This is a genomic window from Rhizosphaericola mali (assembly GCF_004337365.2).
In the GTDB taxonomy this organism is placed as follows: domain Bacteria; phylum Bacteroidota; class Bacteroidia; order Chitinophagales; family Chitinophagaceae; genus Rhizosphaericola; species Rhizosphaericola mali.
The window spans coordinates 1,647,824-1,660,866 of record NZ_CP044016.1; the positions used below are offsets into that span (position 1 = coordinate 1,647,824).

Sequence of the window (13,043 nt, forward strand, 5' to 3'; positions counted from 1 at the left end):
TTAAAATACAATTTGGTTGAGTAAGAGAAATCTAAACTAATTTTTTGCTCTTGTAAAACAAACAAAACAGCAATCCTCCTATTGACATTGCGGCACCAATCAAAGAAGGATAATTATAGGGACGATGATTTTCTAGTGGCAAACTACCTAAATACGCACCTAATGCATTCGCTATATTAAAGGCAGCTTGGATCAGTGCAGTTGCCATCATTTGAGATTTAGGAGCTGCGTGTAAAATCATAATATTAATAGGTGAAATTAAAGCCATGGAAAATGTACCACTCAAAAAACAAAGGAGTATGGATATATTGCTATTTCCAGAAAATTGAAAGGTCAATAACAAATTGACACACATAACAGCTAACAAAATTAATGTAGATGTTTTCGGTCCAATTTTGTCTGCCATTCTACCACCAACTATATTTCCGACCACCATTCCAAAGCCGATCACAATCATCACATAAGGCATATAGGTAACTTTAAACCCAGAGACAATAGTCATTAAAGGATCAATATAACTCAACCAAGCAAATAGACCACCAAAGCCAATAGACGTAACCAATAAAACAATCCATACATTTTTTTCCACTAAAATATTGGGTTGTTTTTCTGCTGACTTTGAGTTTTCATCTTGAATGTCTGGCAATAATAATTGTACCAATAAGATGGTGAGCAGACTCATGAAAGTCAAAATGGCAAAATAATATCGCCAACTAAATTGATGCCCTATATAGGTCATAAGTGGCACCATTGCTAGATTGGCAATAGTCAATCCTGAAAACATAAAAGATATATTTCTAGCGGCTTTTCCTTCTTTTGCCATAGCTACTGCCACCACTGTTCCTACGCCGAAAAATGCGCCATGAGGTAAGCCAGATAAAAATCTGGATGTTAGCATAAAAGTATAACTGTTGGCAAAAATGGAAAAACTGTTGAATACAGCATATATAGCCATTAAAAACATTAGAACCTTTTTAGGGGGGAATTTCTTGGTAGTACCGATCAACAATGGAGCACCAATTACCACACCTAATGCATATGCTGATATAAAATGTCCAGCTTTCGGAATAGAAACAGAAAGAGATTGACTAATATCAGTCAATAAACCCATAATACCAAATTCAGTCGTCCCTATGGCTAATCCGCCAAGAGCAAGAGGTAATAATCTTTTATCCATACTATAAACTACAAAAGAAGTCCAACGACTTCTTGCTATGATTTTTTAAATTTATTATTCAAATTAATCGACAGTTAACGAGAGCAACTAACTAAAAAAAAGTGCTATTATCTATATTATCAACTTGGCAAAGTTCTATAATAAATAGATAAGATAAAAATAATTTAAATTTTAGCATCCATTATAAAAGTAATATACTGCCATTAAAAAAGCATATGCACATTTCTATTCTTTAATAAATGAGGAAATAAAAAGCGACCAAGATTAGTCGCTTTTTTGAGGATTTTATTTAGAAATAATGTTCTCGCATATCTTCCAACAGTCCTATATGTGTGGGAGTCCAGCCTAATTCAGCTTTTGTAATATCGGCTTTTGCAGGACTATCAAATTGGATAAACATTGCCATCCATTGAAAATGTTGTGATAATGCATCGCCAGTAACAGAAGCTAGAGGAAGTTTTTTTTCATCGGAGATAACTTTGGCAATTTCTTTCAAGGGAATACCTTCATCGCCAATCGCATGATAAATAGCTCTTACAGCGCCTTTTTCCAATGCCAAAATAAACAAATTAGCCGCGTCTTGACGATTAACCGCGGGCCAACGATTGGTTCCTTCATTCGGATAAGCCGCTTTGCCGTTTTGGATAGATTGATGAATAATAAATGGCACAAAACCTTTGTCGCCCTTGTCGTGTACGCTCGGAGGCAAACGAATGATAGACGCTTTAATACCTTTTGCAGCTAATTCCAATGCTGTTTTTTCTGAAAAACGAGGAGAGGCTGGATCACAAGCATCTGACTCCGTTACAAATTCACCTTTTTTTGCAATACCCAAAATACCACTTGTAATCACGATAGGTTTATCTGTGCCTTCTAGTACGCTTCCCATCGCTTCGATGGCAGCTTTGTCAATCTGTGCATTTTCCTGAAATTTGCTAAAATCATGTATGAATGCAGTGTGGATTACGCCATCAGCCTCAGTCGCACCTATTTTTAATATTTCCAAATCTGTCAATTCACCCATTAATGGTTCTGCGCCCAAAGATTTCACTTTTTCAAAAGAAGCTTCAGATCGTACCAATCCGATCACTTGATGTCCTTGTTTTATTAATTGCGAAACTATAACGGAGCCAATATGTCCGGATGCTCCTGTAATAAATACTTTCATAATTTTAATTTTAATGATACAAAATTACGATGCATGCCAAGCGAAAAACAAGGTCATTTGACGCAAAAATGAAGGTTAAGCAATTTAATTTACTAATTTTAGGTATATGATAGTGTTCGATCAGTATATAAAAGCATTGTTGCCGACGATTTCGGAAAATGAATTACAAATATTCAAATCAGCGGGCGAATTCCTAAAATTGAGACGCAAAGAAAAAATCTTAACGGAAGGTGCTATTTTTTCTGCCAAGATTTATGTGCAAAATGGTTTATTACGTAACTATAGTATTTCGGATAATGGTCAGGAACACATTATGAAATTTACCGATGCTGGCAGTTGGACGACTGATCCGGAAAGCTTTTACGGAGGAACTCCATCCAAATATAATATTGAAGCAATTGAAAATTCGGAATTGATTTTATTTGAAAAAGAAAAATTTGAATCTTTAAAAACAGAAATCCCTATTATCAATGCATTGACAGAAAGTATTATTTCTAGTACAGCTCAACTTAATCAAAATAGATTACTACTAAATCTAAGTGCGACACCTGAGGAAAAATATATCGACTTTATACAACAATATGCCGACATATTTCCCCGAATTCCAATGCATATGATTGCTTCCTATTTGGGCATTTCAAGAGAAACGCTTACTAGAGTAAGGCAAAATCTGTTGGTAGGTAGATAACAATTGTGCAGACTGGACAATTTAAAAGATTATTTACGCATTCATAAATCATTTCTAAAATGATTATCCAATCCAAAAGAAATAATTTTGCATTAATATATCATCTAAAAAGTAGAAAAGAATTATTTATACAATTTTTAAAATTTCAGAATTGTCGAAAAAAAACAACCAAGAATGAAAATGAAAAAATAAAATTGTTTTACCTATTTAAATAGAGCTTTTTTATGTTGTTATATTTTAGAATAATTCGCTTAATTCGAGCCAGCGCAATTCCTTTTCATCAATGGCATTATTTATCTCTCCAATCCGAAGACTTAATGAATTTACATCTTCAAATGCCAAAGTAGCGTCCGCTAGTTTACTTTCAATTTCAGTTTTTTCTGAATTTAATTTTTTCAATTCTCTTTCTAAAGAATCAAATTCTTTTTTCTCATTATAGGATGCTTTTTTCTTAGGCGCTTCTGGATCTTTGGTTACTATCTTTTTCTCTATAACTGTTGTATTAGAAGCTTCTAATTTTTTAAGGTCTTCTTGTTGTTTTTCCCAAACTCTATATTGCGAGTAATTACCTGGAAAATCCCGAATTTCACCTTCGCCTTCAAATACAAAAAGATGATTTACCAATTTATCCATGAAATATCGATCATGCGAAACGATCAATACACAACCTTGATATTCTGATAAAAATCGCTCTAAAACTGCCAACGTCGGAAGATCCAAATCGTTTGTAGGTTCATCTAAAATTAAGAAATTGGGATTTTTGAATAAGATAGTGAGTAGTTGCAAACGCTTTTTTTCACCACCACTCAATTTGTCCAAAAATGTATATTGTTTATCTGGTGTAAATAAAAATAATTCCAAAAATTGACTAGCACTCAGACTACCGCCTTTGGCTAATGGAAAGCTTTCTGCAAAAGATTTTACGTATTCAATGACACGCATGTTCTCTTTTACTTCCAATCCTTTTTGAGAAAAATTACCAAATACAATCGTCTCTCCTACATTGATTTTACCACTATCAATAGGTTCTAGTTCTTGTAAAATATTGACAAATGTAGATTTCCCAACTCCATTTTTGCCAATAACACCAACACGCTCTCCCCTACTAAAAGTATAATCAAAACCTTTCAAAATTGATTTTTCTCCAAAACTTTTGTAAACTTTCTTTAATTCAATAATCTTTCCACCCAATCGGTTCATTTTCATGTCCAATTGCACTTGATCATCTACAATTTTTTGTTTGGCTACCGCCTCAATTTCATAAAAATTATCTTGACGCGCTTTACTTTTTGTACCTCTCGCACGTGGTTGCTTACGCATCCATTCTAATTCTTTTCTAAATTCATTTTTGGCTTTGTCAATCGTAGCTGATTCACTATCAATACGTTCTGCTTTTTTCTCTAAATAATTTTGATAGTCACCTTTGTAAATATAGATTTTGGAATTTTCTAATTCCCAAATAGTATTGGTTACTTCGTCCAGAAAGTAACGATCGTGCGTTACTAAAAGAAGTGTTATATTCTCTTGATTCAAATAATTTTCTAACCATTCCACCATTCCTACATCCAAATGATTGGTAGGCTCGTCCATGATTAGAAATATATGTTTGGGTTCCAAACCAATATCGATCAATATCCTTGCGAGTGCTACACGCTTGCGTTGTCCGCCACTCAATTTACCAACAACATCATTGAGATTATGGATATTTAATTTACCCAAAATTTGTTTGACTTTGGCTTCAAAATCCCACGCATTCAAAGATTCAATTTCAGAAATCATATTACTGATACCATCAATATCTTCTGTTTCCATCGCATGCTCATAAGCTTTAATTGCTTCTACAACTGGATGCTTGGCATGTAATATATTTTCGATAACGGTTTTTTCTTCTTCGAAATGTGGTTCTTGTTCGAAAAAAGCAACTGTAACTTCTTTATTTATCCAAATCTTCCCACTATCTGGCGTGTCCTCTCCTGCCAAAATACGCAACATGGTCGTTTTACCCTCACCATTTCTGGCAATGATGGCTATTTTTTCACCTTCATTGATATTAAACGATAAATTATTGAAACATGGTGTGATACCAAAACTCTTTGAAATATTCTCTACGGATACGTAATGCATGTCGCAAATATAGCAGCAATATTTCAAGGAATAAATTTTAGGAAATTAAGTAGAATAATTTTCAATAAATAATTGAAATATTTACCTTTAGAGCGAATTGAAAAGACAATTGCTTCACCAAATATCGGCTGATTTATTTATATTAAATTAGTAAAATTATGGCAACAAACAACGCTTCAACAATTGAAGTAATTAAGAAAAACGGCTTGCTTCCAATGTATTATTATGACAATATTGAAGTAGCCAAACAAGTTATTGATATTTTGTATGCTGCAGGCATTTTTGCAGTGGAATATACCAATCGCGGAGAAAAAACAGAAGAGATATTTAAAGAATTGATCGCTTATCGTGATGCAAATTATCCAGATTTATTAATTGGTGCAGGTACGATTAAAAAAGCGGAAGATGCTGCATTATATATAGACTTAGGTGCGTCATTTATCAGTAGTCCTGGAATGATCAAAGAAATCGGGAAAACGGTTCAAGATAAAGGAGCTCTTTGGATTCCAGGTTGTATGACCATTTCTGAAATAATGGAAGCTGAAATTTGCGGTGCTACAGTAGTTAAATTGTGTCCTGCGAGTATTTTAAAATCTAGTTTTTTGGTGGGTATCAAAAATATTTTCCCAAAAATCGCCTTTATTCCAATGGGTGGACTAGATGTAGATAGATATGTGTTGACACCTTGGTTAGATGCTGGAGCTGCGTCGCTTTCAATCGGAAGTCGCCTTTTAGGTAAAGCTCTTTTGGATAATAAAGCTTTCGATATCATTGAATTGAGAGTTAGAAAAGCGCTATCCATTATTAAGTTAATCGCAAGTGTAAAACAAGAAGAAAAACAAACACTTGACGAAATCAGAAAAAAGACCGCGATTTAAAATTTGGATAAATAATGATCGATTATGACAAAATGCTTCTTCATTTAATTGAAGAAGCATTATTAGAAGATGTAGGAAGTGGTGATTATTCTACATTGAGTTGTATCCCGAAAGAACAACAAGGAAAAGCAGTTCTCAAAATCAAACAAGATGGAATTCTTGCGGGGGTACATGTTGCTGAAAAAATATTTCATTTTTTACAACCAGATGCAACATTTCATATAGTTAAAAATGATGGAGAGCCGATGAAATTTGGCGATATTGCTTTTCATGTGGAAGCAAGCACACATACGATTTTGAAAGCGGAAAGATTGGCTTTGAATTGTATGCAACGTATGAGCGGAATCGCAACATTGACCAATAGATATGTTCAATTATTAAATGGATATTCAACCCAACTTTTAGATACGCGAAAGACCACACCCAATTTTAGGCTATTGGAAAAAGAAGCTGTAAAGATTGGCGGCGGAACGAATCATAGATTTGGCTTATTTGACATGATTATGTTGAAAGACAATCATATCGACTATTGTGGTGGCATCGAAAAAGCAATTGAAAAGTCTCATAATTATGTTCTTACTAATAATTTGAATTTAAAAATTGAAGTGGAAACACGTGATTTGGATGATGTAAAAAAAGTAATGTCCGTAGGAAAGGGAAAGGTTTTTAGAATCATGCTGGACAATTTTACCCCCGAACAGGTAAATGAGGCGGTTAAATTAATAAATCACCAATACGAAACGGAAGCAAGCGGCGGTATTAATTTTGATACAATTCAATCTTACGCACAAGCGGGCGTTGATTTTGTGAGTGTTGGCGGATTGATCCACCAAGCGCAAAGTTTGGATTTAAGTTTAAAAGCGGAAATGGTTTAAGATATGGCGAAGAAAAACAGTGCAGATAAAAATGGATTTGTTTATAGTACTGATCCCAACTTTAGCTTCAATAATGAGGAAGAGGATGTCGATACCTTGGTGCCAAGTGAACAGAAATTGCGTATTTGGTTAGATTCTAAAAAACGTGCAGGCAAAACTGTAACTTTGGTAACTGGATTTATCGGTAAAGAGGAAGATTTGCAAGCATTAGGCAAACAACTTAAAAATACTTGCGGTACTGGGGGCAATGCAAAAGATAGTGAAATTATCATACAAGGTGATCAACGTGATAAAATATTGCAATGGCTATTGAAAAATAAATATTCGCAAAGTAAAAAAGCGGGTGCCTGATTTAATTTTATACGGAAGGGAAAACAATTAACTTTAGATATGCATTTACCTTGGCATCAATATTTATTTGGAACATTGTTTATCCTTGCAGGATTAAATCATTTTAGGAAACCTAGAATGTATATAAAAATTATTCCGCCTATTTTCAAAAATAAAAAAATGTGGAATATTCTGGCAGGAGTTGGAGAAATTGTCCTTGGTATTGGCATGATAGTTCCTATGCTTTCCAATATATCTGCTTGGGGAATTATCGTCTTGTTAATTGCCATTTTTCCAGCCAATATTTATATGTATACACATGAGGAAGTAAGCATGGGATTATCTAAAACATTGAGGTTAATACGACTACCTTTCCAATTTGTATTAATTGCTTGGGCTTGGTTATATACTTAGTAAAATATTCATTGAAATAAAATATAAAAGCCAGTCAATATTAATATTGACTGGCTTTTATTCAAATATCTTAATTACGCGTTTTCTACTTCACTTTTTAACTGATGATAGCTTTCTTTGCTTTCTTCAATCAAATTCAATACTTTTTCACGTACATCATCACTCAAACCATCCACTTGCTTACCAAAAACATCTTTTAAATCATCTAATTCAGAAACTGATTTTTTCTTCAATTTCAACAATTTCTTTTTCAAATCATCTGCAGAATCAGCGATTTTCTGGCGTGTTTCTTTACCAGACTGAGGAGCCAATAACAATCCAACAACAGCTCCAGCTACTATACCTGAAATACTTCCGATTAAAATTTGTTTTGCACTCATTTTATTATGTTTTAAAAGGTTAAATAACAATAATTGTCTTTAATTGGTTTAATTAGGACAAGAACAATGCCATTTTACTTATTTTACTCACAGAAAAGGCAATTTCTATATAAATTTATCAACTTTTTGCCATTTCTAACTTCATTTAAAGTGATATCTTTTTTTTGACCACGAGAATTATTAAAAGATTAATACAAAAGGAACATTAACAATTACTTAGAAAACTTATCCTCAAGATATTTGAGAAAAATAGTACTGTCTAATGTTGAATCTGTTACTTTTTTACATAATTGCTCACTATCATATTTCTTGCCGTATTGATGAATGTTTTGGCGTAACCATTGTAATGTTGTATTCAAATTACCATTAGAAATTTCGGACTCAATATTTGGATTATCTGATTTCAATTTATCCCAAAATTGCGCGGCATATAAACTACCCAAACTATAGGTAGGAAAATATCCCAAACTTCCAATACTCCAATGAATGTCTTGCAAACAGCCACTTTTATCATCAGGAACATCAATTCCTAATAATTCCTTATACTTTTCATTCCAAATTTTACTTATATCTTTTGTTGAGATAGTACCCGCAATTAATTCTTTTTCAATCAAATAGCGGATATAAATGTGAAAATGATAGGTTACTTCATCTGCTTCTGTTCTGATGAGAGATGGCTCAATTCGATTCACCGCTTGCATAAAAACTTCCAATTTAATTTCACTTAGTTGCTCTGGAAAAAATCGCTGTGCTTCAGGTAAATAATGATACCAAAAAGCACCGTTTTTTCCTACACAATTTTCCCAAAAGCGACTTTGAGACTCATGAATACTTAAAGATGTAAAAGTTCCCAATGGCAAACCATATTCCTCAATCGGTAATCCCAATTCATACAAAGCGTGCCCCCCTTCATGAATCGTACTCCACGTATTGTTACTAAAATCGTTTTCATCTATACGTGTTGTAATACGCACATCTGTCGCACTGAAATTCGTCGTAAATGGATGTTCGGATATATCTAAACGCGTCTTATCTTTATCCAAACCCATTTGTTCGGCCAAATATTTTCCCCACTCAAGTTGTTTTGCTGCATCATATTTTTTATGTAAAAAATGCGTATCAATATTTTTATTCTTATATTTTTCTAGTATTTCAGATAAACCAGGCAATAAATCTGCAAATACTTTATCTAACATTTCTACGGAAGCACTTTCTTCATATTCCTGTAATAAAGCATCGTATGGATGTTCTTCATATCCGTAAATTTCCGCTTCTTCTTTTTTCAGATTGATTAATTCTTCTAAAGCAGGAGCGTAAATAGAAAAATCATTTTTTCTGCGAGCCTCAATCCATTTATGATATGCTTTAGAAACGGTTTCAGACATTTTACGCACAAAAGCGGGTGTTTTCTTTTTCAAACGAAGCACCTCCTTTAGACGAATCTTTACGTTATCCAATTCATTTTCGGACAAATCCTTTTGTTCCAATAATTGCTGCATCACATTTTCATACGCTGGATCTATGAGCCAAGTATGTGCGGTTTCGGATAAGGTCGCAATTTGTTGCGAGCGAATTTCTGCAGATTTAGCTGGCATATAAGTTTCTTTATCCCATTCCAAAACGGCGGCCGCATATTGTAAATCCGCAATTTTACGTGATTGCTCAACAAACTCTGTATATAAAGAATCCATCATTTAATTTTTTCAAAAATAATATATCCAACTTAATTGTTCATTGACACACATAAAAAAACCTAAAGCCTTGTGAGCTTTAGGTTTCTAACTTTATTAAAAGAGTTAATTAGAATCTTTCCAATTGAGAAAAGAAGAAATTACCTTCAATTTCAGCATTTTCATCGCTATCACTACCGTGAACAGCATTTTCACCGATAGAAGCAGCAAAGTTTTTACGGATAGTACCTTCTGCAGCATCTGCAGGATTAGTAGCTCCAATCAAAGTTCTGAAATCAGCAACTGCATTATCTTTTTCCAAAATCGCAGCGATGATAGGCGCACTACTCATAAAATCAACCAATTCACCGTAGAAAGGTCTTTCGCTATGAACAGCATAGAATGCACCAGCTTGTTCTTTAGTTAATTTAGTCCATTTCAAAGCTTTGATACTAAATCCACCTTTGATAATTTGATCTAAGATTGCACCAGTATAGCCTTTTTGTGTAGCATCAGGCTTGATCATGGTAAAAGTCTTATTGCTCATGATATATTTCTTTTAAAATTTGGGCGCAAATGTAGGAATAAGAAGTGGAAGTTCCCATCTATTTTGTGTTTAATTTATATTAAATAGCAAATACTATTATAAAATAAGAAAAAATATTTGACTATATAATATGAAAACATGAATTTTGCCCGTCTTATGGAGCCAATTACAGAAATTTACTCATACCTAAAACAACCCAAAGAAGCGTTTATAACAATGCATCAGAAACCTGATGGCGATGCGTTAGGCTCAACCTTGGGTTTATCATTGTTTTTAAAAAAATTAGGTTTTAGAACGCACGTCATCTCTCCTACCAATTGGCCGGCTTTTTTGAATTGGTTACCAGGTTGTGATCAGGTTTTAGATTATGAAGCAAATCTGGATCTTACGAAAAAAATAATCTCAAATTGTGAATATATATTTTGTTTGGACTTCAATGTTTTGAGTCGAACAAAAAATATGGAGTCTTTACTTGCAGAAGCGGATGGAATCAAAGTACTAATTGATCACCATGAGCAACCGCAAAAGGAAAGTTTCAATTACGGTATTAGCAATACAAACAAAAGTTCCACTTGTGAAATGGTTTATGACTTAATCGTTGATGCTGGCTATGCACATTTGATAGATACAGAAATTGCAACTTGTTTGTATACAGGTATGATGACTGATACTGGTTCGTTCCGGTTTCCATCCACAAAAGCGTCTGTACATCAAGCCATTACGCATTTCAAACATTTGGGATTAAATCATACTGCAATTCATGAGCGCATATATGACAGTTTCATGGAATCTCGTTTGCGTTTTTTAGGAAATGCACTTTTGAATAGAATGGAGGTTTTATATGAATTTAATACAGCGATAATGGCGATTCCTAAATCTGATTTAGTTAAATTTAGCACTAAAACGGGCGATACGGAAGGAATTGTAAATTATATGTTAGCTTTACAAGGTATCAAGTTTGCCGCTATTGTAATTGACAGAGACGATAGTGCTAGAAAATGGAGTTTTAGAAGTAAGGGGAAATTTGACGTAAATACATTTGCAAGAAAACATTTTAATGGTGGAGGTCATAAAAATGCCGCTGGCGGTGCGACATCTGACTCATTAGAAGAAACGGTTGCAAATTTCAAAAAGGTAATAAGAGAATATGTATCTGAATTAACAGAGCCATATATATCTGAATTATAAATTTAAAAAAACAATTAATTAGTCTAAGAAATGAGACGTACTTTATCATTTGTGGCAGCCGGAGCTGCATTGTTCTTTGCTGCTTGTGGCAACACTGGATTTAAAAAAACTAAATCTGGATTGGAATACAAAATCATCGCAGGAAAAGGAAACGAAAAAGATTCAACTTTTAAAGCAGGTGAATTTGTAAAATTCAATGTAGAATTCAGTGTTAAAAGAAAAGGTAAATCAGATACTACTTTATACACTACTTACGAAGGTATGCCTACATATACAATGGTAGATACATCTGTACGAGCACAATTGTCTTATATGGAGTTAATTCCATTGGCAAAAGTTGGAGATAGTCTTGATTTCAAAGTACAAGTAGATACCTTAATAAATAGAGGATTAGTTAACCCTAACGAAATTTTCAGTAAGGGTGCAGTTATAGAAGGACATCTAACTTTATTGAAAAAATTCAAGTCAGAACCTGATGTTAATGCGGACGCAATGGCTGAATTTAATCTTGAAAAAGGTAAAGAGTTCAATACAGTGAAAGCATATTTGGCTGATAAAAAAATCAATGCTACACAAACAAAAGATAGCTTATTTGTATTAGTAACGAATCCTGGAGATCAAACCATGAAAGCTGACTCAGGTATGGTTGCAACAATCAAATACAAAGGTGTATTGATGAAAGATGGTAAAGTATTCGATACAAATATGGACAAATCTAAAAATCATGACGAACCATTGACTGTAAACGTAGGTCAACACATGGTAATTCCAGGTTGGGATTTAGGTTTGAAAAATTTTGGTAAAGGTGGTAAAGGTCAAATCTTCGTACCTGCATTCTTAGGATACGGACCAAGACCAAACGGAGCAATTCCTGCCAATTCAAATTTAATATTTGACATTGAAGTTTTAGATGTTAAAAAAGATACAGCTAAAAAACCTCAAATGCCAATGATGCCTCAAATGCAACAAGGTCAAGGAGCACATTAATCCACTTCTTCTTCAACAAGAATAAATAAAAGCCGTTTGGAATATTCCAAACGGCTTTTATTTATTCTTGTAAATTGACATTTTCATCGTGTCGTAAAACCCTCTCAAACATCGATCAAAAATGAATGAAATTTGTTATTTATAAACTGTCCATCATATCTTATTATCAAGATCATATAATTAAATTCTGAATACTTTTGTTAAATTATAAAATAGTTTTTGGCACATTTCTAGCTTTGAAATAACGCTTCTCAAATCATAAATATATTCATTGCGAAATTCGTTTAACAATAACTGTTCCTCTGATTTGGTTCGGCAATATTTATATCGTTTAAGTATTTCCGCCGATTTATATAAATTGCGCGTTTCATAGTCTATTGTTTCATTCCAATCAAGCTCTAGATCTTTTACAAATCTCCAATTTACGTAGCGAGTACAATTTTCATAAATTGTTATTTCCTCAATTAATTTACAATATCTAGGAAACTCATCTAAATAAACTAGAATCTCATTAAGACTGTCAATAAAATTTAAGGAATCCCATATGTTCTTCTCTCTTTCAAATCTTTGGCACATTTTTCTATCTTTTTCACAAAATTATAGGAGGGCTTAAAATT

The 13,043-nt window shown here is 33.4% G+C and carries 13 protein-coding genes; 7 read left to right on the forward strand and 6 right to left on the reverse strand.

Annotation, left to right across the window (positions count from 1 at the left end):
• Positions 1-31: 31 nt before the first annotated feature.
• Both E0W69_RS07190 and E0W69_RS07195 read right to left on the reverse strand, forming a co-directional pair.
• On the reverse strand, positions 32-1,177 hold the full coding sequence (locus E0W69_RS07190; RefSeq protein WP_131329342.1) for an MFS transporter: 1,146 nt from the start codon (positions 1,175-1,177) through the stop codon (positions 32-34).
• Positions 1,178-1,466: 289 nt separating this feature from the next.
• Complete coding sequence (locus tag E0W69_RS07195; protein WP_131329343.1) at positions 1,467-2,345, reverse strand: SDR family oxidoreductase; 879 nt, start codon at positions 2,343-2,345, stop codon at positions 1,467-1,469.
• A gap of 106 nt (positions 2,346-2,451) precedes the next feature.
• Between E0W69_RS07195 and E0W69_RS07200 the strand changes: the two genes are divergently transcribed.
• The gene (locus E0W69_RS07200) at positions 2,452-3,033 is read left to right on the forward strand and encodes a Crp/Fnr family transcriptional regulator (protein ID WP_131329344.1); all 582 of its coding nucleotides are present in this window, start codon (positions 2,452-2,454) and stop codon (positions 3,031-3,033) included.
• A 237-nt stretch (positions 3,034-3,270) separates the two neighbouring features.
• Here the strand turns inward: E0W69_RS07200 and E0W69_RS07205 are convergent, their stop codons facing one another.
• Positions 3,271-5,157, reverse strand: a complete 1,887-nt coding sequence (locus tag E0W69_RS07205; protein ID WP_131329345.1) for an ABC-F family ATP-binding cassette domain-containing protein — start codon at positions 5,155-5,157, stop codon at positions 3,271-3,273.
• Between the two features lie 158 nt (positions 5,158-5,315).
• On the opposite strand from E0W69_RS07205, the gene E0W69_RS07210 reads away from it, so the two are divergent.
• Genes E0W69_RS07210 through E0W69_RS07225 form a run of 4 tightly spaced genes read left to right on the forward strand, consistent with a single transcriptional unit; the run spans position 5,316 to position 7,654 of the window.
• Complete coding sequence (locus E0W69_RS07210; protein WP_131329346.1) at positions 5,316-6,035, forward strand: beta/alpha barrel domain-containing protein; 720 nt, start codon at positions 5,316-5,318, stop codon at positions 6,033-6,035.
• A 14-nt stretch (positions 6,036-6,049) separates the two neighbouring features.
• The gene (gene nadC, locus E0W69_RS07215) at positions 6,050-6,910 is read left to right on the forward strand and encodes a carboxylating nicotinate-nucleotide diphosphorylase (protein ID WP_131329347.1); all 861 of its coding nucleotides are present in this window, start codon (positions 6,050-6,052) and stop codon (positions 6,908-6,910) included.
• 3 nt (positions 6,911-6,913) lie between these two features.
• A complete protein-coding gene (locus E0W69_RS07220; protein WP_131329348.1) occupies positions 6,914-7,261 on the forward strand; it encodes a translation initiation factor in 348 nt (115 codons plus the stop codon).
• Positions 7,262-7,300: 39 nt separating this feature from the next.
• Positions 7,301-7,654 (forward strand): DoxX family protein, encoded by a 354-nt coding sequence (locus tag E0W69_RS07225; protein WP_131329349.1) that lies wholly within the window; start codon positions 7,301-7,303, stop codon positions 7,652-7,654.
• A 74-nt stretch (positions 7,655-7,728) separates the two neighbouring features.
• Here the strand turns inward: E0W69_RS07225 and E0W69_RS07230 are convergent, their stop codons facing one another.
• The 3 genes from E0W69_RS07230 to E0W69_RS07240 form a co-directional block, all read right to left on the reverse strand.
• The gene (locus tag E0W69_RS07230; protein WP_131329350.1) at positions 7,729-8,034 is read right to left on the reverse strand and encodes a YtxH domain-containing protein; all 306 of its coding nucleotides are present in this window, start codon (positions 8,032-8,034) and stop codon (positions 7,729-7,731) included.
• 212 nt (positions 8,035-8,246) lie between these two features.
• A complete protein-coding gene (locus tag E0W69_RS07235; RefSeq protein ID WP_225321434.1) occupies positions 8,247-9,725 on the reverse strand; it encodes a carboxypeptidase M32 in 1,479 nt (492 codons plus the stop codon).
• A gap of 109 nt (positions 9,726-9,834) precedes the next feature.
• Positions 9,835-10,251 (reverse strand): nucleoside-diphosphate kinase, encoded by a 417-nt coding sequence (locus tag E0W69_RS07240; RefSeq protein ID WP_225321435.1) that lies wholly within the window; start codon positions 10,249-10,251, stop codon positions 9,835-9,837.
• A 138-nt stretch (positions 10,252-10,389) separates the two neighbouring features.
• Between E0W69_RS07240 and E0W69_RS07245 the strand changes: the two genes are divergently transcribed.
• Both E0W69_RS07245 and E0W69_RS07250 read left to right on the forward strand, forming a co-directional pair.
• Positions 10,390-11,439 carry a DHH family phosphoesterase gene (locus E0W69_RS07245; RefSeq protein WP_225321436.1) on the forward strand — a complete coding sequence of 350 codons (1,050 nt, stop codon included), beginning with the start codon at positions 10,390-10,392 and terminating at the stop codon, positions 11,437-11,439.
• 30 nt (positions 11,440-11,469) lie between these two features.
• Positions 11,470-12,426, forward strand: a complete 957-nt coding sequence (locus E0W69_RS07250; RefSeq protein ID WP_131329353.1) for an FKBP-type peptidyl-prolyl cis-trans isomerase — start codon at positions 11,470-11,472, stop codon at positions 12,424-12,426.
• Positions 12,427-13,043 lie beyond the last annotated feature (617 nt).

Bases quoted from the DNA above. Each gene is read 5' to 3' on its own strand.
- E0W69_RS07190 (WP_131329342.1), bottom strand. From the start codon at position 1,177: ATGGATAAAAGATTATTACCTCTTGCTCTTGGCGGATTAGCCATAGGG.
- E0W69_RS07195 (WP_131329343.1), bottom strand. From the start codon at position 2,345: ATGAAAGTATTTATTACAGGAGCATCCGGACATATTGGCTCCGTTATA.
- E0W69_RS07200 (WP_131329344.1), top strand. From the start codon at position 2,452: ATGATAGTGTTCGATCAGTATATAAAAGCATTGTTGCCGACGATTTCG.
- E0W69_RS07205 (WP_131329345.1), bottom strand. From the start codon at position 5,157: ATGCATTACGTATCCGTAGAGAATATTTCAAAGAGTTTTGGTATCACA.
- E0W69_RS07210 (WP_131329346.1), top strand. From the start codon at position 5,316: ATGGCAACAAACAACGCTTCAACAATTGAAGTAATTAAGAAAAACGGC.
- nadC (WP_131329347.1), top strand. From the start codon at position 6,050: ATGATCGATTATGACAAAATGCTTCTTCATTTAATTGAAGAAGCATTA.
- E0W69_RS07220 (WP_131329348.1), top strand. From the start codon at position 6,914: ATGGCGAAGAAAAACAGTGCAGATAAAAATGGATTTGTTTATAGTACT.
- E0W69_RS07225 (WP_131329349.1), top strand. From the start codon at position 7,301: ATGCATTTACCTTGGCATCAATATTTATTTGGAACATTGTTTATCCTT.
- E0W69_RS07230 (WP_131329350.1), bottom strand. From the start codon at position 8,034: ATGAGTGCAAAACAAATTTTAATCGGAAGTATTTCAGGTATAGTAGCT.
- E0W69_RS07235 (WP_225321434.1), bottom strand. From the start codon at position 9,725: ATGGATTCTTTATATACAGAGTTTGTTGAGCAATCACGTAAAATTGCG.
- E0W69_RS07240 (WP_225321435.1), bottom strand. From the start codon at position 10,251: ATGAGCAATAAGACTTTTACCATGATCAAGCCTGATGCTACACAAAAA.
- E0W69_RS07245 (WP_225321436.1), top strand. From the start codon at position 10,390: ATGAATTTTGCCCGTCTTATGGAGCCAATTACAGAAATTTACTCATAC.
- E0W69_RS07250 (WP_131329353.1), top strand. From the start codon at position 11,470: ATGAGACGTACTTTATCATTTGTGGCAGCCGGAGCTGCATTGTTCTTT.